The sequence below is a fragment of the Pedobacter sp. UYEF25 genome (assembly GCF_054061655.1).
Map to the genome: position 1 here is coordinate 165,641 of NZ_JBSSEL010000003.1, position 18,290 is coordinate 183,930.

General features: G+C 37.9%; 16 protein-coding genes. 8 read left to right on the plus strand and 8 right to left on the minus strand.

The features are described from left to right. Nucleotides 1-17: 17 nt before the first annotated feature. The 6 genes from ACVWYG_RS04675 (at nt 18) to porN (ending at nt 6,609) form a co-directional block, all read left to right on the plus strand. Entirely contained in the window at nt 18-992 is a 975-nt protein-coding gene (locus ACVWYG_RS04675; protein ID WP_457268990.1) for a DUF4271 domain-containing protein, read from the plus strand. 15 nt (nt 993-1,007) lie between these two features. Continuing rightward, complete coding sequence (locus ACVWYG_RS04680) at nt 1,008-1,778, plus strand: uroporphyrinogen-III synthase (RefSeq protein ID WP_457268991.1); 771 nt, start codon at nt 1,008-1,010, stop codon at nt 1,776-1,778. Nucleotides 1,779-1,997: 219 nt separating this feature from the next. Then, nucleotides 1,998-3,314, plus strand: a complete 1,317-nt coding sequence (gene porK, locus ACVWYG_RS04685; protein ID WP_457268992.1) for a T9SS ring complex lipoprotein PorK/GldK — start codon at nt 1,998-2,000, stop codon at nt 3,312-3,314. Nucleotides 3,315-3,350: 36 nt separating this feature from the next. Then, nucleotides 3,351-4,157 carry a type IX secretion system motor protein PorL/GldL gene (gene porL / locus ACVWYG_RS04690; protein WP_457268993.1) on the plus strand — a complete coding sequence of 269 codons (807 nt, stop codon included), beginning with the start codon at nt 3,351-3,353 and terminating at the stop codon, nt 4,155-4,157. 36 nt (nt 4,158-4,193) lie between these two features. After that, nucleotides 4,194-5,726 (plus strand): type IX secretion system motor protein PorM/GldM, encoded by a 1,533-nt coding sequence (gene porM / locus ACVWYG_RS04695; RefSeq protein ID WP_457268994.1) that lies wholly within the window; start codon nt 4,194-4,196, stop codon nt 5,724-5,726. Between the two features lie 7 nt (nt 5,727-5,733). Then, nucleotides 5,734-6,609: a type IX secretion system ring subunit PorN/GldN gene (porN, locus tag ACVWYG_RS04700; RefSeq protein WP_457268995.1), complete on the plus strand. Its 876-nt coding sequence runs from the start codon at nt 5,734-5,736 to the stop codon at nt 6,607-6,609. Nucleotides 6,610-6,631: 22 nt separating this feature from the next. Here porN and ACVWYG_RS04705 read toward each other — a convergent pair whose 3' ends face one another. The 3 genes from ACVWYG_RS04705 to fabV all read right to left on the minus strand — a co-directional run bounded on the left by ACVWYG_RS04705 (nt 6,632) and on the right by fabV (nt 10,357). After that, a complete protein-coding gene (locus ACVWYG_RS04705; protein ID WP_457268996.1) occupies nt 6,632-6,913 on the minus strand; it encodes an ATP-dependent Clp protease adaptor ClpS in 282 nt (93 codons plus the stop codon). Nucleotides 6,914-7,334: 421 nt separating this feature from the next. Then, nucleotides 7,335-8,540, minus strand: coding sequence for a DUF4185 domain-containing protein (locus ACVWYG_RS04710; RefSeq protein WP_457268997.1), 1,206 nt, complete (start codon nt 8,538-8,540; stop codon nt 7,335-7,337). A 623-nt stretch (nt 8,541-9,163) separates the two neighbouring features. Then, nucleotides 9,164-10,357 carry an enoyl-ACP reductase FabV gene (gene fabV, locus ACVWYG_RS04715; RefSeq protein ID WP_457268998.1) on the minus strand — a complete coding sequence of 398 codons (1,194 nt, stop codon included), beginning with the start codon at nt 10,355-10,357 and terminating at the stop codon, nt 9,164-9,166. A gap of 145 nt (nt 10,358-10,502) precedes the next feature. Between fabV and ACVWYG_RS04720 the strand changes: the two genes are divergently transcribed. Continuing rightward, nucleotides 10,503-11,201, plus strand: a complete 699-nt coding sequence (locus tag ACVWYG_RS04720) for a DUF2490 domain-containing protein (protein ID WP_457268999.1) — start codon at nt 10,503-10,505, stop codon at nt 11,199-11,201. 81 nt (nt 11,202-11,282) lie between these two features. Here ACVWYG_RS04720 and ACVWYG_RS04725 read toward each other — a convergent pair whose 3' ends face one another. Next, a complete protein-coding gene (locus tag ACVWYG_RS04725) occupies nt 11,283-12,269 on the minus strand; it encodes a pyruvate dehydrogenase complex E1 component subunit beta (RefSeq protein WP_457269000.1) in 987 nt (328 codons plus the stop codon). A 283-nt stretch (nt 12,270-12,552) separates the two neighbouring features. Between ACVWYG_RS04725 and ACVWYG_RS04730 the strand changes: the two genes are divergently transcribed. Continuing rightward, nucleotides 12,553-14,136: a peptide chain release factor 3 gene (locus ACVWYG_RS04730; RefSeq protein WP_457269001.1), complete on the plus strand. Its 1,584-nt coding sequence runs from the start codon at nt 12,553-12,555 to the stop codon at nt 14,134-14,136. Between the two features lie 243 nt (nt 14,137-14,379). On the opposite strand, the gene ACVWYG_RS04735 is transcribed toward ACVWYG_RS04730, so the two are convergent. The 4 genes from ACVWYG_RS04735 to ACVWYG_RS04750 all read right to left on the minus strand — a co-directional run bounded on the left by ACVWYG_RS04735 (nt 14,380) and on the right by ACVWYG_RS04750 (nt 18,270). Then, complete coding sequence (locus ACVWYG_RS04735) at nt 14,380-15,633, minus strand: pyridoxal phosphate-dependent aminotransferase (RefSeq protein ID WP_457269002.1); 1,254 nt, start codon at nt 15,631-15,633, stop codon at nt 14,380-14,382. A gap of 102 nt (nt 15,634-15,735) precedes the next feature. After that, the gene (locus ACVWYG_RS04740; protein WP_457269003.1) at nt 15,736-16,383 is read right to left on the minus strand and encodes a DUF6036 family nucleotidyltransferase; all 648 of its coding nucleotides are present in this window, start codon (nt 16,381-16,383) and stop codon (nt 15,736-15,738) included. 94 nt (nt 16,384-16,477) lie between these two features. Beyond that, nucleotides 16,478-17,809: an argininosuccinate lyase gene (gene argH / locus ACVWYG_RS04745; RefSeq protein ID WP_457269004.1), complete on the minus strand. Its 1,332-nt coding sequence runs from the start codon at nt 17,807-17,809 to the stop codon at nt 16,478-16,480. A gap of 218 nt (nt 17,810-18,027) precedes the next feature. Next, a complete protein-coding gene (locus tag ACVWYG_RS04750; RefSeq protein WP_457269005.1) occupies nt 18,028-18,270 on the minus strand; it encodes a four helix bundle protein in 243 nt (80 codons plus the stop codon). Nucleotides 18,271-18,290 lie beyond the last annotated feature (20 nt).

Sequence of the window (18,290 nt, forward strand, 5' to 3'; positions counted from 1 at the left end):
GCAAAAAAAATTGGTTGATGGCAAAGTGTTTTTTTCTTGTACTAATCTTTGCAGCATTTTGTAACGCATGCTTTGCGTTTGCCGCTCGGCAACAAGATTCCATTCAACTTTCTTCGGCAGCTATCTATAAAAATAAGATTGATCCTTATTTTCTCGCAAAGCAGAAAAGCATTACTGATTCAATCATTAGTCACACCTGGGTGTTGCCCAGCAAGTTATTAAATAAGAATGCGCTTATAGACAGTATAGTGAAGGATTATGTTTTTCCATCATTAAATTTATGGGCTTGGCAGCAGAAATATCAAAGCTATAAAAAGTCAGACAATCCTTACAAGTTAGGTACGCCGATCCCTAAAGGCAATCCGGCATTTTTGGGCATCATTTTTTTGATGTTAATTGTTTTCGGTATTCTAAAGTTTTCTTTCCCAAAACAGTTCGCTGCAATCATGCAATCCTTTTTTAGTAAAAGGGCACTTGTAAATATCAATAAAGAAGAAAGTTTGCTCAACTCTTGGCCTTTTTTATTGCTATTTTTATTGTTTGGTTTAATTTTTGGTATGTTCTTATTTCTCGTGGCGCAGCATTATCAGCTTCCGCAGGCGCGCAGTGGATTTAAGTTTCTCTTCGGGGTTTCTGGCTTGGTTGTATTATTATTGGGATTAAAATTACTGTTTCTGCGATTTTTAGGGTTTTTATTTGATCTTCAAAGGCCCATAAGCGAATATATCTCCATCCTTTATTTGAGTTATTTCAACGTGTCAATCTTGTTTATACCGTTAGTGGTCGCCTATGCGCTATCTCCAATTGCCTACGCAAACCTATTTGTAATCGTTGGTTGCGTGCTTTTGGGTATTGTATTTATCTTTCAGCTAGTTAGAGTTGCAACAACTATACTTTCTGTTAATAAGTTTTCTAAAACGCATTTATTGTTGTATTTTTGCGCCCTTGAAATATGTCCCATTTTGATTTTAATAAAGGCGATAGGATTATAGAATAAAAAGTAAAAGATGGAAGAACAGATTAACGAAAGACTTAGCAAAGTAAAGAGCATCTTAGTTACTTTACCAAAACCAGAAGCCGAAAAATCCCCTTATTACGATTTAGCAAAAAAACTTAACCTCAAGGTAGATTTTAGGTCTTTTATTCACGTAGAAGGCGTGCCTGCAAGAGATTTTAGAAAAGACAAAATCAATCTTGGCGATTTTACCGCAGTGGTATTTACAAGCAGAACTGCAGCAGATCATTTTTTTCGAATATGTGAAGAAATGCGATATGAAGTGCCTACCGATTTGAAATATTTTTGCCTTTCAGAAACCATTGCACTTTACCTTCAAAAATACATTCAATATCGCAAACGTAAAATCTTTTTCGGAAAAAAGGGGATCACTGATCTTGCGGATGTATTAAAAAAACATGCAGATGAAAAGTTTCTGTATCCCTGCTCCGATATGGCCACAGAAGAATTTGTTAATATTTTAGATGACAAAGGGTTTAACATAACTGCGGCAGTTTTATTTAGGACTGTAGTGAGTGATCTATCCGATTTAGCTGACGTTTTTTATGACGTTATTGCATTTTTTAGCCCGTCGAGTATCCAGTCGCTCTATCAAAATTTTCCTAATTTTAAGCAGAAAGCTACTAGAATAGCAGCGTTTGGCTCGAGTACTACAAAAGCTGCCGAAGACACCGGATTAATTGTGGATATAGCAGCTCCGGCTCCCGGTGTTCCGTCAATGACGATGGCGATAGAGAATTACGTAAAGCGCTCTAACAAATAGGCTTTTTTCTGCACATTAAAAAAATGCAATAAAAGAGGAGTAAAACTGTTATATTGGTAGCTGTTAATACTTTAAGCATCTATAGATTTTTAAAAGTATCCCTATTGGCTATATTAGCCCCTATTTATCGTATTTTCGAGTAAAAAATTTGCAATTGTTGATAATTTCCGTGATGTTTGAAAATTGAATATGGTGGTGTGCTGTACACATTGATAAAAAATGAAGAAAATTTACCTGTTGGTGTTTGTAAGTGTTACCGTGTTATTGGCGAGCTGCGGCTCTAGTAATGACGGCGAGCTGAGAGGAGCTTACAATAAGAAATTTAAGAACAATAAGGTACCCTTTGGGATGGTTTTCATTCCGCCTGGGCATACTCCGCTTGGAGGCGATGATGAAGACATTACTTTCTCTCAGAATGGCCCTAGCAAAATGACTACGATAAGCGCTTTTTTCATGGATCAAACGGAAATTAGCAATGCCGATTATCGTCAGTTTACAAACTGGGTTAGAGATTCTATTGCGCTGGTTATGATGGGCATGCCGGCACAGTTTACCAAGCAATCAAAAAACGGTCAAAACTTGGGTGGCGAAAAGTTTATAGACTGGAAGAAGGTAGGCAAGAACGGACAAAATATTTGGAGAGGTGGGAAGGGTAAAGCAACCGCCGCAACAAGTCAGTTGGACGGTATGTATTATTCTGGGTTAGATGCACTGCCTGGAAAAAAAGAGATTGATGTTAGAAAGCTAATTTATGCTTACGGCTACCTAAATCTTGATAAAGCGGCTAAAGGACATAAGGATCCGAATAGCAGACGTCAAGACTATATCGATCGATTTACAGTTGCGGTTTATCCAGATACTATGGTTTGGAAAACGGATTTTACCTATTCTCAGAACGATCCAATGGTTCGTGGATATTACAACCACCCGTCATATGACGATTATCCAGTGGTTGGTGTTAGTTGGGAACAGGCAAGTGCGTTTGCGCAGTGGAGAAGTCAGCTTTATCAAGGGGCCGCAGCGGCTAGAAAAATACCTGTTAATGCAAGGTTAGATTATGAGTTGCCCTCTGCCACTAACTTCGAGTACGCCGCGAGAGGTGGAAACATTAAGACTAAATATCCTTGGGGCGGACCATATATCAGAAATGCAAAAGGTTGCTTAATGGCAAACTTTAAGCCTGGCCGCGGAGATTATTCAAGCGATGGTGGAATTTACACAGTTGGCGTGTATTCTTATTTCCCAAATGATTATGGATTGTATAATATGGCAGGCAATGTGGCAGAGTGGACTAAAACCGCCTATAACAAATCGGCATCACCGATGCTGCATGATTTGAATCCAACTTTTACATACGATGCAGGTGTAAATGACAGCAAGTATCTAAAACGAAAAGTGGTAAAAGGTGGTTCTTGGAAAGATACAGGTTATTTTTTGCAAAACTCGGTTTCTACATACGAGTATCAGGATCAGCAAAGATCTTACATTGGTTTCAGGTGCGTTTCTGCGTATCCCGGTACCACTATGAAAAATTAAAGTTTTAAATAAAAATTAAAAAATAATATAAATTTTATGGCTGCAAAAAAACAACCAAATTGGTTACACTTAGCAATCTCGTGGGGAGCAAGTATTGTGATCATCGGTGCATTATTTAAGATTCTACACATTGGTGGAATACTTGGGAATTATGCTATTGGTATAGGGTTGGGTGTAGAAGCATGTCTGTTTTTCCTAACAGGATTTTTTCCGCCAGAACCTGAGCCGGCTTGGGATAGAGTTTATCCGGAATTGAATGAAAGTTTTAAAGGTGAACTACCGACAGTTTCAGCCCGACCAGTTGCAGCAGCCCCGGCAAATAGCACTGCTGCTTTAGACAGAATGCTTAATGACGCTAAAATAGGCCCAGAGTTAATCGAGAGTTTGGGAACCGGTCTAAGAACATTTGGTGATAAAGTGGCCAATATATCTAAAGTTTCCGATGCTTCTTTGGCTACTAATGAATTTACTAGCAAAGTTAAGACTGCCTCCGCCGGATTTGACAATCTGAGCTCAGCCTTTGAAAGTGCAACCTCTAATTTAAGAGCAATGGGCGAAAGCAAGGTAGATTCTCAGGCTTATCACGACCAGGTTAATAATTTAGCAAGAAATTTATCTGCGTTGAATGCGGTATATGAGTTAGAGTTGCAAGATTCTAGTGCGCACCTGAAGTCTATGAATAAGTTCTATGCAAACTTATCGCAAACCATGCAAAACTTTAATGAATCTATGGAGGATTCTAAACAGTTTAAAGAAGAGGTGAATAGACTAGCCAAAAACTTATCTTCTCTAAATGCTATCTACGGCAATATGTTATCGGCAATGAATGGGCCAAGGGTTTAACGGTTTAATTTTAATTTAAAAAGAACTACCTAACAAATGGCTGGAGGAAAAGAAACAACGCGGCAGCGGATGATCAATATCATGTATTTGGTATTGCTTGCTATGCTTGCGTTAAATGTATCAGACACGATATTAAATGCTTTTAAAAATATAAACGATAGTTTAGAAACATCAAAAAATAATGTCAATGTAAGTATCGATCAACTTTTTTCTGCTTTTGAGAATTCTAAACTCAAGGAAGAACCTGCCCGTGCTCAGCCAATTTACGAAAGAGCTAAACAGGCTAAAGAAGTTGCCGATGGATTGAACAGTTACATACAAAGTCTAAAACAAAAATTTACACTTGCAGGCGATGGAATTGACCCAGAAACTGGTGACTTAAAGCGCCGTGAGAATATGGACATCGCCCAGACCATCATGATTAACCAGAAAGAAGGGGAAAAGCTTAAGCAAAAAATTAATCAAACTCGAGAAAAGTTGATCGCTTTACTGGGCCCAACTGACGGGAAAAATATTTCATTTACGTTAGAAGCAAAAGACCCGGCCCAGAAAAGGAAGGGAAAGTGGGAAGATGTTTATTTTGGAGAGGGGACGCCCCTAACAGCAGCAATGACTATACTTACGAAGTTACAAACAGACACTAAAAACGCGGAGGCTGAAGTAGTAAAGAAATTGTTTGGAAATATGGATAAGGCACTAGTCAATATAGATCAATTCGCTGCAGTAGCAGTGGCACCGACTTCTTACGTTATCCAAGGGCAACCGTATAGCGCGCAAGTATTTTTAACTGCTAGCGATTCTAAGTCAAATCCAAATATAACTGTTAATGGAAGTCCGTTGGCAGTTCGAGAAGGTAAAGCAACTTATACCGGCTCTACCGGTAGCGTAGGGGTCTTTAAATGGGTTGGTACAATCAGGGTAAAGCAAACAGATGGGCAAATTAAAGAATATAAAACAGCAGAGCAAAGTTATCAGGTGGCGAAGCCTTCTGCAACCGTATCATCAACAAAGTTAAATGTAATCTACGCAGGTATACCCAACCCGTTTTCGGTTTCTGCTGCCGGTTTTCCGTTGCAAAGTGTTAGAGCATCTATTTCTAAAGGATCTATGAGTGGTGGAAATGGAAATTACATGGTAAACGTTGCTGGTGGCCTAGTTGGATCGGAAGTTTCGATAAGTGTTTCTGCTGACAATAATGGAAAGCCTGTCAGTTTGGGTGTTCAAAAATTCAGGGTAAAAGCAATTCCGGCTCCTGTAGCAAAAGTAGGGGGTAGAGCAGGTGGCGACGTTGCGTCTGTACAGCTTAAAAGAGAGTCGGAAATTGAAGCAGATTTGGATGATTTTCCATTTGATGTAAAATTTACCATACTGCGTTATAAAGTGACCATTATTAAGCCCCGCTCAGACGCTGTGACCATTTCGGGTAGTGGTGGAAGTTTTACAGGTGCAGTTCGGTCTGCAATTAATGCCATTACTCCCGGCACGAGGGTGTTCTTCGAGGATATCGTTTCTCAAGGGCCCGACGGTCGGCAGAGAATTTTGCCTTCAGTGGCATTTTCTGCTAAATAATACAGTTATGAAAAAGAATTTAGGCATTTTAGTTTTTACTTTGTTCGCGGCTTCGGTTTACGCTCAAGTTCCAAATACACCTAAAGCAATTGCAGATACGCTTCAAAGTACAAAGTCGGCTAGAAAGAAACTTAAAGTACCGCCGAAAGACGGTTTTTATGCTCGCAAGGATATCGATAGCACCGAAATGGTTCCTTTACCTGACGTAAGAGACGAAGACGTATTTTATGCGAAAAGAATTTGGCGCGAAATAGATCTACGCGATACAGTTAATTCCGTTTTAAGAGCTCCAAAATCTAGATTGATAGATGTCATTTTAAATGCTGTAAAAAACGGTGAATTGACAGCATATGCGCCAATTGATAGTCTACTGAATGAAGACGACGCTTTCAACAATCCCATGCAAGCAGATTCTGCGAACAGTGTCGCGTTGGGTACTGTGGAGGTTTCTGACAATAAAACAGGAACTGTTACAACAGTAGTAAATGATTTTAATCCTGAATCTTTTTTGAAATATCGAATAAAAGAAGACTGGATTTTCGACAGCAAGAGGTCTGTGTTTGAGCCAAGGATAGTGGGAATTGCGCCACTTAAGCTTAATCCTACCACCAACCAATGGCAACCAATTTTTTGGATTTACTATCCAGAAGCAAGAGAGGTCCTTTCTAAAAAACGCTTGGTAAACACAATGAACGATGCGTCTACTTTAAGTTTTGACGATTTTTTCATTCGTAGGTTATTTACCAGTTACATTGTAAAGGAATCTAACCCTGGAGATAATAAATTAAAAGATATTATTGCCGATCCGAGAGAGCGATTATACGAATCCGGTAAAATTCAAAATTCTTTACTCGATTACGAGCAAGGACTTTGGGAATATTAAATAAATCAATTTTTAGCAATATTTAATCTACAGAAACAGTAAGCCCTTCTTGTTTGAGAATCTTTCTATAAACTTCCACTTCTGTAAAGCTTCCTTCTAACACCGTACATTTCCCTTCGGTATGAACTTTGAGTGCGATTTTTTCGGCCTGCGCTTCACTGTATTTTAAGTATTTTGTCATACAAAAAATGACATGTTCAAAAGTGTTTACTTCATCATTCCACAGAATAAGCCTACGGACCGTTTTTATAGATGTTAAAATCTCGTCGAGCGTAAAGGTTTCTTCTTGGGTTTCCGTATGCATATTTACAAAAATACGCATTCCTTGTTTAGGAGCGCTGCTTTTTTAAGGTAAAATGTATTGTTGTCGCTTGTAAATCATAAGATCAAACGCGAGAAATAAGAAGTTTATTAAACAGATCAATTATTATCTGATGCCGCTTTGATCGATATCTCTAAAAATTGACATACAATCTGTTACTCATTTTCAAAAGCTTTCGTGCTTTCTATTAATATTTCCCTCGAATTGCGACCAGTCAGCGCTAACATGTCCATTTAAATTGCTTCTCTCCAATCTATTGCAATGCTTTAAATAGAGCTCCATTCTAGGTTAAGCAGTCATAAGTTTATTCTTTGGTGCCTTCTATAATAAGACAGTCGGCAAAAATATCGACAGATTTAGAGGCATCATTAAGAGATGATGGGGCCGTAATTTTGCTAAACGCTTACTCTAATTTCAATTTGATGAATCTAGGTCGATATAGGTTTGGGTACTTCTTTAAATCGTGCGAAAAATCAAACGAATTCACATTATAACTGATGAGCAATTCTCCCGGTTTTGATAGCGCAGGATGTGCCTTCGCATTATAGGTGAAGAAATTCTTATCTTCAATAGCGTCTTCTGCATCCCAAACATTGATTACTGACCCAAACGGACCTATTGGTGTTTTACCAACACGCAGCCCAACTTTGTTTGTAAAAATACCTTCCATAAAAACCATCACGTACCGACCGTCGGGAAGCTCACTTACGCTTAGTTCATTCGAAGCTTGATCTGCAATGCCAGCCACCTTATTGATGTTGTTACTCCACTTAATTCCATCCCAGAAACGCCAGGTGCCGAACTGCTCAAATTCCTTCGGTCGAACCCTAGCGACAACCACCTTTTTTTCTTTTCCCTTAACCCCATATACGTAAACATATCCATCGGGTTTGCTTGCTCCTGCGTTGGCTGTATTTACAAATATACTGCCTCCAAAAGTTACTTCATCCTTTCCGTTTTGCGCAGGTATAAAAAATGGTGTATCCATTTGTTTTTGATCAACGAAAGGAGGTTTACTGCCTGCAGGTATTTTGATTAACACATTGCCCACCTCGGCAAAACCAAATGCAGATTCGTTTATCGTTTTAATGCGATATGCAAATATAAACGTCGCATTATTTAAATCTTTATTTACAAATGCATCGCCTAGCCATAAATACTCGCAGGATTTAGTGTTTTTAGTTTTTGGTTCGAAAACAGAAAACGGCTGATCTTTTTCATTTGTTTTCCAATAGAACGAAATGGTCTCTTTGAGCGGTTCTCGACCATTTAGATAGGCTATAGAGTTGTGGATCATTTGGAAACCCGGCTGTAGCTTGCCCTTTGAGATTTCGCCCAGCATCGTATCACTAAATATAAGCATAGTTTTTACCGGGGTTTTATTTTGTTTGTCTATACCATTTACTGGTACTGCAAAAATTCCATCGGCACCAAACCAACCGCTACTTCGTTTAAAAAGTGCAGACCATTCTGGCGCGTCGCTCACTGTAAATTTTAAAGTGTCTTGATCTCCCTTTTTTAAGGGAATTAATCTATTAGATTGGGTCATGAAGGCAATACAGATGCCGGCGCTAAGGACGGTTGCAAGAACTAATTTTTTTAATATCATTGCGCTAATCATTTTCATTTCTTGCGCCCATTTTTGGAGTTAACATAGAATTACGAAAGTAAAGGCCAAAAATCCTTCAAACGTACGCAATGTCTAACATACGTCTGTCCTTTATTGAGCATTCGTATATAACATCTATATTTCGTTACATTTTAGAGATCGTTGATCTATTCTGATGTGAATCAGCTAAAATAACAAAATCAATACGAATTCTGCAACTCGAAATGAGTAAATCCGGCTGGAAAGGCATTCAATTTTAAGAGCTATAGATCTATCTGGATCAAAAAAAATATTCGCTCGCAAAATTTTTGCAGGATTTCCAAAGCAAATCCTGACCAAAGAAATGTATTCAATTAGGTGTTTAAAATACTTTGCGAAAAACATATTTTGTAGGGTCAGAAGCTAATAAATGCATAACGAAAGGACATTTCGATTGCGAATTTCCGAGCTGCTCTGAGCGCCAAACGAACTCTGAGGGATTAAATTTTACTAAAAGCAGTTAAGTTACAATCAGTGCATGTAGTTTAAAAGAGCTCAATTGGAATGATCGAGCTCTTTTAGCTATTCATCAATCTAAATTTTGATGCAGATAACATTTTTATTCCAAATCAACAGTAGGTCGATTAGGAAGCGATACTAGGAATTTTCACCATCTCGTTGCTGTCTTTTTCATAATCAACACCGTCAACTGCAAAACCAAAAAGATTCAGAAAATCAGATTTGTATCCGGGTAAATCGCCGATTTCTTGAAGATTTTCTGTGCTAGCTTTTTCCCATAAATCAGAAACTTGTTGTTGTACGTCGGCCTCCATCTCCAGGTCGTCTACGCGAATCCGTCCTTTTTCATCTACAGGAACGATACCGTTTTGGTACAGGCGATCTGCATATAATCGTTGGATTTGTTCGATCGTGCCCTCATGCGTGTTGTTCTGTTTCATCACTTTATACAATAATGAAATGTATAAAGGTATAATTGGTATTGCAGAGCTTGCCTGTGTCACTAGCGCTTTATTTACAGACACATATGCCTTTCCACCTATGTCAGCGAGTCTTTCAGTGATTTTAAAAGCGGTTGCTTCCAAATCATCTTTCGCGCGGCCAATAGTTCCTTTTCTGTAAACAGGTTTGGTTACTGCAGGGCCAATATATGAGTAGGCTATTGTTGTCGCACCATCTGCAAGCAGATTCTCTGCTTTAAGAGCGTCTATCCACATCGACCAATCTTCGCCGCCCATAACAGCAATGGTATTTTCTATATCTTCCTCCGTTGCCGGTTCTATCGATACCGTGGAGACGATTCCTGTGTGGAAATCTACTGTCTTATTGCTATAACTTCGTCCAATAGGTTTAAGCGTAGAGCGGTGTAAAACTTCTGTTTCTGGATTTTTCCTAACCGGAGATGCCAGACTATAAATGACTTGATCTATTTGGCCAAGATCTTTTTTGATTAAGGCTAATGTTTCTGCTTTTATATCTTTAGAAAATGCATCACCATTAATGCTTTTAGCATAGAGACCTTCTTGAGTTGCTAAAACCTCAAAAGCAGCACTATTGTACCAACCTGGCGAAGCAGTTTTACCAGGCTGAGGTGGTTTTTCAAAAAATACGCCGATAGTTGCAGCGCCTGAGCCAAATGCAGCCGTTACTCTAGAAGAAAAGCCAAAGCCTGTTGAAGCACCTATAACCAATACTTTCTTGGGACCATCTATTTTACCTTTTGATTTTACGTAGTTTATCTGGTTTTTTACGTTTTGAGTACATCCTTCAGGGTGCGCAGTTAAACAGATAAAACCTCTCATTCTTGGCTCAATAATCATATTTGTTCTATTTTAGATAAGGGCTGCAATTTAAGAAAATTTTGTTTGATAAAAATGGGATTAAGTTTTTGAACATTTCAATTCAGGCATATAAACCTAATGCTTAATGACCAAATAAAAATTCGTAGTTTCGTCGCCATTTAATATGATAAAATACGTTGTTACTTTCTGTTTTCTGCTAGTGCCTTACATTTTATTGGCACAAAGTAAAGCAGCTCATGCCGGTTGGTTTACATTAACCAACAATGTTAAATTAACAGAAAGACTTTCTGGTTTTACCGATGTGCAATTGCGAACCTCAGATCATTTATCGTTCCTAAAACAGGTGGAAGTAAATGCTGGCATAAACTATAATTTTCTAACAAACCAAGAAATTGGCTTTGGAGGCGTTTTTGCGAGTACCAGGCAAAGTCAACTTGTTCATCTTAAAGAAGACGATAGAAGAGTTTTCGAACAATATTTATTAAAACAAAATTTGTGGAGTGCCGGTATAACACACAGATTTAGGTTAGAACAGCGATTTATCGAACCGACATCTAACCACGATTTTTTTACGCAACGTTTGCGCTATCGTTTTAAGGCGCAACAGCCTCTAAGCAGCCGCCAAGTAAAATTTACCAACGGCTGTTACGCCGTAGTGCAGGATGAGGTCTTTGTAAATGTTCAAAATAAGGATAAATTAAACAATCACTTTTTCGATCAGAATAGATGGCTACTGGGCATTGGATACAGAATTTCTAAAGGGCTAGATGTAGATTTAAGCTACTTAAATACTTTTGTAGTAGGAACTGAAAGCGATAAATATACCCATATTTTACAGCTTGCATTGAATTCAAAGTTTTAGCGGGCTTTTTAAAATTAAAGTCAAAAAAAATCTCTCGAGGTTTTATTTCGAGAGATTTGGACCTCTATTTTTTGCCTGATGTTACTTTGTTACATACATTACTTCTTTAACGGCTTTAACTACGCGCTCTACATTAGGTAAGCTCGCAGCAATTAATGTTGGTGCATATGGAAGTGGGGTATCGGCACATGTAATTCTTAATACTGGCGCATCTAAATAATCGAAAGCATTTCGTTGAACGTTAAATGCAATTTCAGAAGAAATGGAAGCCAACGGCCATGCCTCTTCTACAATGACCAAACGATTTGTCTTTTTAACAGAATTTATGATTGCAGCATAGTCTATTGGCCGTACAGTACGCAGATCTATAACTTCTACATTGATGCCCTCTTTCGTCAATTCCTCTACCGCAGGATTTACCACACGGCTAAGCATTTTTCCAAAAGTAACGATTGTCACGTCGCTACCTTCTTTTACAGTGTTTGCCTTGCCAATTTCTAAATAATATTCTTCTTCCGGCACTTCTCCTTTGTCGCCATACATCACTTCAGATTCCATAAAGATTATCGGATTTGGATCTATTATAGCTTGTTTTAAAAGTCCCTTTGCATCGTATGGATTAGCTGGGATAACTACTTTTAAGCCTGGAGTATTTGCAAACCAGTTCTCGAAATTTTGAGAATGTTGCGCGCCCAATTGACCAGCATTCCCAGTTGGTCCGCGAAAAACCATCGGACAAGAGAATTGACCTCCACTCATAGACAAAATTTTGGCAGCGCCATTTATTATCTGGTCTATCGCTACCAAAGAGAAATTAAAAGTCATAAATTCTACAATAGGTATTAGGCCCGCAGTTGCTGCACCTGTAGCAATACCGGTAAAACCCATTTCAGAAATTGGCGTATCGATAATACGTTTTGCGCCAAATTCGTCGAGCATACCTTGACTTACCTTATATGCGCCATTGTATTCCGCAACTTCTTCACCCATTAAAAAAATACGATCATCTTTACGCATCTCCTCATTCATGGCTTCGCGAAGTGCTTCTCTAAACTGAATTTCTCTCATTATTATTTTTAGCTTACGGTCACAAATATAATTATAATTGCCTTTGATTAAAATCTAAAGAGGTTTTTAATTTTGCGTTAAATACGCTGTATCCACTTATTTTGTCTTCATTATGTAACTATGATAGAGTTGTAATAATTTGCAAAGGAAATTTAGCTCCTTCTTAGTTATCATCTCTTCCTTGGCTGTAGTTTAAGCAGCAACTACCATTTTCATTTTTGTATCTTTGCGGGCTTCGCGAACCTCCAATAAGGTTACAATTTTTTAGAACTTAAATAACAAAATGCTTCACCCAGAAATAGAAAAACGTAAAACTTTTGCCATTATAAGTCACCCTGATGCAGGTAAGACAACCTTAACAGAAAAGTTTCTGTTGTTTGGCGGCGCAATAAACACTGCTGGCGCTGTGAAGCGTAATAAAGCCAATCAAAGCAATACTTCTGATTTTATGGAGATTGAAAAGCAGCGTGGAATTTCTGTAGCTACTTCTGTAATGGGTTTTGAATATAGCGGAAAGCGAATAAATATTTTAGATACTCCGGGTCACAAAGATTTTGCGGAGGATACCTATAGAACTTTGTCTGCGGTAGATAGTGTTATTTTGGTTGTAGATTGTGTAAAAGGAGTGGAGGAACAGACGGAAAAGTTAATGTCTGTTTGCAGAATGCGTAACACGCCGGTAATCATTTTTATAAACAAAATGGATAGGGAAGGTAAAGACGCGTATGATTTGTTAGATGAAATAGAAACTAAATTAAGCATTAGCCTTTGCCCGCTTTCTTGGCCAATTGGTCAAGGGCACACGTTTAAGGGTGTGTATAGCATTTACCATAAACATTTAAATCTTTTTAATTCTGATAAGACAAAAGTAACCGATTCTGTAGTCGCTGCGAATGATTTAGACGACGAGTCATTATTAAATTATCTTAAAGAGAAAGAGATCAGAGAATTAAAAGATGATGTAGAGTTGGTTGATGGCATTTACGGGAAGCTCGACGCAGAACTTTATACAGAAGGATTGGTAGCGCCTGTGTTTTTTGGTAGTGCAATCAATAATTTTGGGATTAAAGAGTTGCTAGACACATTTATAGAGATCGCTCCAAGTCCCAAACACCGGGAGGCCGAAGAGCGCGATGTAAAGGTTGATGAGAAAAATTTTAGTGGTTTTGTGTTTAAAATTCATGCCAACTTAGACCCAAAACACCGGGATAGAATTGCATTTTTAAGAGTTTGTTCGGGAAAATTTGAACGTAATAAATTTTACTATCACACTAGACAAGATAAAAAGCTAAAGTTTAGTAACCCGATGGATTTTATGGCCAACGAAAAAAGTATTGTAGAAGAAGCTTGGCCGGGAGACGTGGTGGGTTTGTACGATAGTGGCAATTTTAAAATCGGCGATACTTTAACGGAAGGCGAAAAATTACAATTTAAAGGAATTCCTAGTTTCTCGCCATCTATTTTTAAGGAGGTAGAAAACACAGATCCAATGCGAACCAAACAGTTGGAAAAAGGAATTGAGCAATTAACAGATGAAGGGGTTGCCCAGTTGTTTGTGATGCAGCCCGGAAATAGAAAAGTAATTGGTGCAGTTGGTGAATTACAGTTTGAAGTAATAAATTTTCGGCTGGAGCATGAATATGGCGCAAAATGTAGATTTCGGACCTTAAGTTATTCTCGTTCTAGCTGGGTAACGTCTCCTGATAGAAAAAAATTAGAAGAGTTTGTAAAACGTAAACAACAGCATATCGGAATGGATAAAGAAGAAAATCCAGTGTATCTAGCAGATAGTGATTATATGATAAATTTAACCAAGCAGGATTATCCCGATATAGATTTTCATAAAACCAGTGAATTTAAGGCGTAAATTAACTGACAATCTCAATTCCTTAAGTTTTGTTTTCAACCTAGTTTGGGCGCTTTTACACCCTCTTCATTGTATCCTTTTAGGACGAAGTCCGAAGAACGGATGCCACCTCGATCGTTAGCGCTTACCTGTTGCAAAGTAATCCATCAAATACTCTAAAGAAAGTTGTTCGATGAAGTTGTCTTGTTGTAAATGTAGGGTAGCAATTACTGAAAAAATTGCTACCCTACTTTCAAAGAAAACCTATTTCAATTTACTCAGTGCGATTTTAATTTTTGGTAGCATATCTTTAATGTCTTGCAAGGTACAAGCGCCAACTGAGGCTCTAAACCAAGGCATATCGTTTTCGTCGCCAAAGCAAGAAAAGGGCACCAACGCAGCGCCTGCTTCTTTAATTAAATAAAAGTTAACATCGTTACTGTCTTTTAAAACCTGCCCATCTGCGGTGGTTTTTCCAATATAGTCTATTTTGATAGTTAGATAAATAGCACCCATTGGTTCGATGGCATCTACCGCAAAACCTTGATTTTTTAAGTCGTGAAAACCATCGTACAGCGTGGTTAAACTTTCTCTTATTTTAGCTTTAAAATCGGTTAAAAAGTTGTCGACTTCTTTTTTATCATTGAAAAAATTAGACATGGCCACTTGTTCTGCTTTTGGAGCCCATGCACCCATGTGACCTACAAATGCTTTCATCCGCGCAATAATATCCTCCGGACCGAAACCCCAGCCTACACGCACGCCGGTTGCTGCCAAACACTTCGAACTGCCATCGATAAAAATGGTATATGGAGTCATGGCTGGACGCAAGGTTACTGGATTTACATGTTCTTTTCCGAACGTTAGTAAGGAATAAATTTGATCATACATTACATATAGTGGCTTCTCATCTGCCTTGCGAGATGCATTTTCTTCTAACACTGCGTCGCAAATCTCCGCTAGTGAGTCTGCATCGAACATCGTGCCTGTTGGATTCAAAGGCGAGCACAAAGCCAATAAGGTTGCACCTTTTAAATAAGGTTTTAGTTGTGCGGCGGTTGGCATAAAATGATGCGCTGCATCGGTTTTCACTACCACAGCCTTTGCAGAAGTCAAGTGGCAATAGTGGTTGTTGTTCCAAGATGGAGAAGGGAAAACAACGGTATCTCCTGGATCTATCAGTGCCAAATAAGTGGCATAGATCAACGGTCTAGATCCGCCAGAAACTAGAATGCTTTTGGCTGAGTAATCTAAATTAAATCGGTCTTTTAATAAATCGGAGACTGTTTCGCGGAGCGCCAACACACCATCAGCGGGCGGATAATTGGTTTGATTGTCATTGTAAGCTTCTATTATTCCGTTTTTTAATGCCGTCGGTATTGGGTAGACGTTCGAATCGAAATCGCCAATAGTTAGGTTAGCAATAGTGGCGCCTTTGCGCTTCATTTCATTAACTTCGTTGCCAATTTTTATAATCTCTGAGCCAATTAAAGTGCTGGCTACTTTTGAAACTTTCATAATTTTAATTTAATTTTTTTCCAACCTGCACACATTTCTAAAAAAAAGGTGAGCTAAGTTCCGTAATGGGGTGTTTATTTCGGAATCTAAATGTTTCTTTAATTAAGATTTTGGAACTTTACGTTTCAAAGTGTTAGAGTCTGAATTAACGGGTTTATTTTCTTTTCTTTCCTCAACAATCTTTCTTAAAATGGATATATCATCGAGATCCTTTGCTCGGCCGGATGATAATTTATTTTTTATTAAATCATCAAAACCGATAAATGGTATTTCAACGCCATCGTACGAGGTTATAATTTTATTTTCATAAGCAATAGCAAAATCATACATTCCAGAAATATCTGCTAATATTTCTATCTTTTTAAAGCTTATGCTATCGTGGGGCAACTTTATTGGCTCATTCCCCTTCAAATAGACGCCTTTCAAAACATCCACATTAAAACCAAATTCATCTATTGCGGTTAAAAGTTTAACTGAGTTTTTCGGGTTGTTGTTAGCCCATAAATCTAAATCGTGCGTAGTTCGAGGATAGCCATGATAATTAACGGCAAACCCTCCAACAAGTAAATACTCCACCTTATTATTGTTTAGGAGTTTAATAAATTCCAAGTAGAAATCGTCTGCAATATCCATGAGTTTCCCATTATTGTTGATCCAATGTGTTTGCATGTAAAATAGAGCATCCATCCTCTGTTTGGAAGTGGAGATAGCATATTCTCGGATTTCAATATGTTGATCCTTGATTTTCATTTTTTCTTTCCGTTTAAATTCTAAGTATGGATAAATAATCCGCTATTTTAGGCTAAACGTTCTAAATGAGGATTTCAAACAAATTTACTAAAATTTAGCTCACCAAATCTTTTATTGCTTTGTTCACTTTTTCGAAACCAAATTGAGATAAAACCTGGTGCATCGCCTTAGAAATGTCATCGTTACACAAGTTGCCAATGCTACCCTCATGTGTGTGCGTTATTTCGCTCGATGGTGCAAACGTGCCATTTTCTATCTGCTCACCAACTATTTTGTAAGCTTCTCTAAATGGTACACCCTTTAAAACAAGATCGTTTACCACTTCTACGCTAAATAGGTAGTCGTATTTCTTATCTTCTAAAATGTTGTTCTTGATGTTGATGTTTTGAAACATGAAAGTAGCAATTTCTAAACATTCATTTAGCGATGTTATGGCTGGAAAAAGATTCTCTTTTAGCAATTGTAGATCTCGATGATAACCGGATGGAAGATTGGTAATCATCATGGCGATTTCATTCGGCAGCGCCTGAATTTTATTACAACGTGAGCGAATCAATTCAAAAACGTCAGGGTTTTTCTTATGTGGCATAATGCTCGAGCCTGTTGTAAGCTCTGGTGGAAAGCTGATGAAGGAAAAATTCTGATTGATGAACAAACAAACATCCATTGACATTTTAGCCAAAGTTGCCGCTATGCCGCTCATGGCTTGCGCCAAAATTCTTTCTGTTTTCCCTCGACCCATCTGTGCGTAAACCACATTGTAATTTAAACTTTCGAAACCTAATAGTTTTGTAGTTAAAGTTCTGTTTAAAGGGAATGAGGAGCCGTAACCGGCTGCAGAACCTAATGGATTTTTATTGCATATTTTCCATGCTGCAAGCATCAATTCCATATCGTCTGCCAAGCTTTCTGCATATGCGCCAAACCATAATCCGAAAGAGGAAGGCATAGCAATTTGCAAATGTGTATAGCCGGGTAGTAATTTGTCTTTGTGTTCGTTGCTCAGTTTGATCAACTCATTAAATAAAATGGAAGTTTGTCCAACCATGTCCTCAATGCATGAGCGGAAAAATAGTTTCAGATCCACCAAAACTTGGTCGTTACGCGATCGTCCGCTATGAACTTTTTTACCAGCTTCACCAATACGTTGTGTAAGCAGATATTCAATCTGCGAGTGTACATCTTCTACGCTATCTTCGATTACGAAATCTCCTGCTTCAATTTCTGCATAAATATTTTTTAATTCTTTTTGTACGATGATTAATTCATCGGCACTAAGCAAATTAATGGTCTCCAACATTTGAGTGTGTGCAAGCGAACCCAATACATCAAACTTTGCCATTTGCAGATCTAACTCTCTATCCTTACCAACGGTAAAGCTTTCCACCAGTTGATTTACGTCTATATTTTTTTGCCAAATTTTCATGAGAATTACGAATTACGAGGTACGAAGTACGCTGGGGTTTGTGGGTTATGAATAAATATTTTATAGCTATAATTTAAAAATGGAATGAGGTAATTAAAATTATTTACTCGTTTCATTGCGCCGTGAAGTTACAATAGAAGAAACAATGATTGAAAGTAATTCGTTAGCTTCTTTCCAATTTTGGATAATAATTACTTTTTTATCGGTATTAAACTCTGTTAATAGTTCCAAAAAAACATAGATTCATCTAATTCTTCCTCTACAATTTTTAACTTATTAATAAAGTCGGCTGTAGATTTTGCTCGTTGCGCTGCTCTATAATTTGCACCAACTGAGCTCGAACATCTTATCAATTGATTGGTGTAGCTCTTGTTAATTAAACTATAAGGCAAGTCTTGAATCAACTTCGCAATCGAAATTGAGAATTTCTTAGTTCGGATTTTCAATTCTTCGCTAGCCATATCTTTTTAACTACTGTTTT

What these genes read in the sequence shown, in the direction of transcription:
- porN (WP_457268995.1), top strand. Translation starts at nt 5,734, where the DNA reads ATGAAAAAGAATTTAGGCATTTTAGTTTTTACTTTGTTCGCGGCTTCG.
- ACVWYG_RS04735 (WP_457269002.1), bottom strand. Translation starts at nt 15,633, where the DNA reads ATGAAAGTTTCAAAAGTAGCCAGCACTTTAATTGGCTCAGAGATTATA.
- ACVWYG_RS04710 (WP_457268997.1), bottom strand. Translation starts at nt 8,540, where the DNA reads ATGATATTAAAAAAATTAGTTCTTGCAACCGTCCTTAGCGCCGGCATC.
- ACVWYG_RS04740 (WP_457269003.1), bottom strand. Translation starts at nt 16,383, where the DNA reads ATGAAAATCAAGGATCAACATATTGAAATCCGAGAATATGCTATCTCC.
- ACVWYG_RS04725 (WP_457269000.1), bottom strand. Translation starts at nt 12,269, where the DNA reads ATGAGAGAAATTCAGTTTAGAGAAGCACTTCGCGAAGCCATGAATGAG.
- porK (WP_457268992.1), top strand. Translation starts at nt 1,998, where the DNA reads ATGAAGAAAATTTACCTGTTGGTGTTTGTAAGTGTTACCGTGTTATTG.
- ACVWYG_RS04680 (WP_457268991.1), top strand. Translation starts at nt 1,008, where the DNA reads ATGGAAGAACAGATTAACGAAAGACTTAGCAAAGTAAAGAGCATCTTA.
- ACVWYG_RS04750 (WP_457269005.1), bottom strand. Translation starts at nt 18,270, where the DNA reads ATGGCTAGCGAAGAATTGAAAATCCGAACTAAGAAATTCTCAATTTCG.
- ACVWYG_RS04675 (WP_457268990.1), top strand. Translation starts at nt 18, where the DNA reads ATGGCAAAGTGTTTTTTTCTTGTACTAATCTTTGCAGCATTTTGTAAC.
- ACVWYG_RS04730 (WP_457269001.1), top strand. Translation starts at nt 12,553, where the DNA reads ATGCTTCACCCAGAAATAGAAAAACGTAAAACTTTTGCCATTATAAGT.
- argH (WP_457269004.1), bottom strand. Translation starts at nt 17,809, where the DNA reads ATGAAAATTTGGCAAAAAAATATAGACGTAAATCAACTGGTGGAAAGC.
- porM (WP_457268994.1), top strand. Translation starts at nt 4,194, where the DNA reads ATGGCTGGAGGAAAAGAAACAACGCGGCAGCGGATGATCAATATCATG.
- ACVWYG_RS04705 (WP_457268996.1), bottom strand. Translation starts at nt 6,913, where the DNA reads ATGCATACGGAAACCCAAGAAGAAACCTTTACGCTCGACGAGATTTTA.
- fabV (WP_457268998.1), bottom strand. Translation starts at nt 10,357, where the DNA reads ATGATTATTGAGCCAAGAATGAGAGGTTTTATCTGTTTAACTGCGCAC.
- porL (WP_457268993.1), top strand. Translation starts at nt 3,351, where the DNA reads ATGGCTGCAAAAAAACAACCAAATTGGTTACACTTAGCAATCTCGTGG.
- ACVWYG_RS04720 (WP_457268999.1), top strand. Translation starts at nt 10,503, where the DNA reads ATGATAAAATACGTTGTTACTTTCTGTTTTCTGCTAGTGCCTTACATT.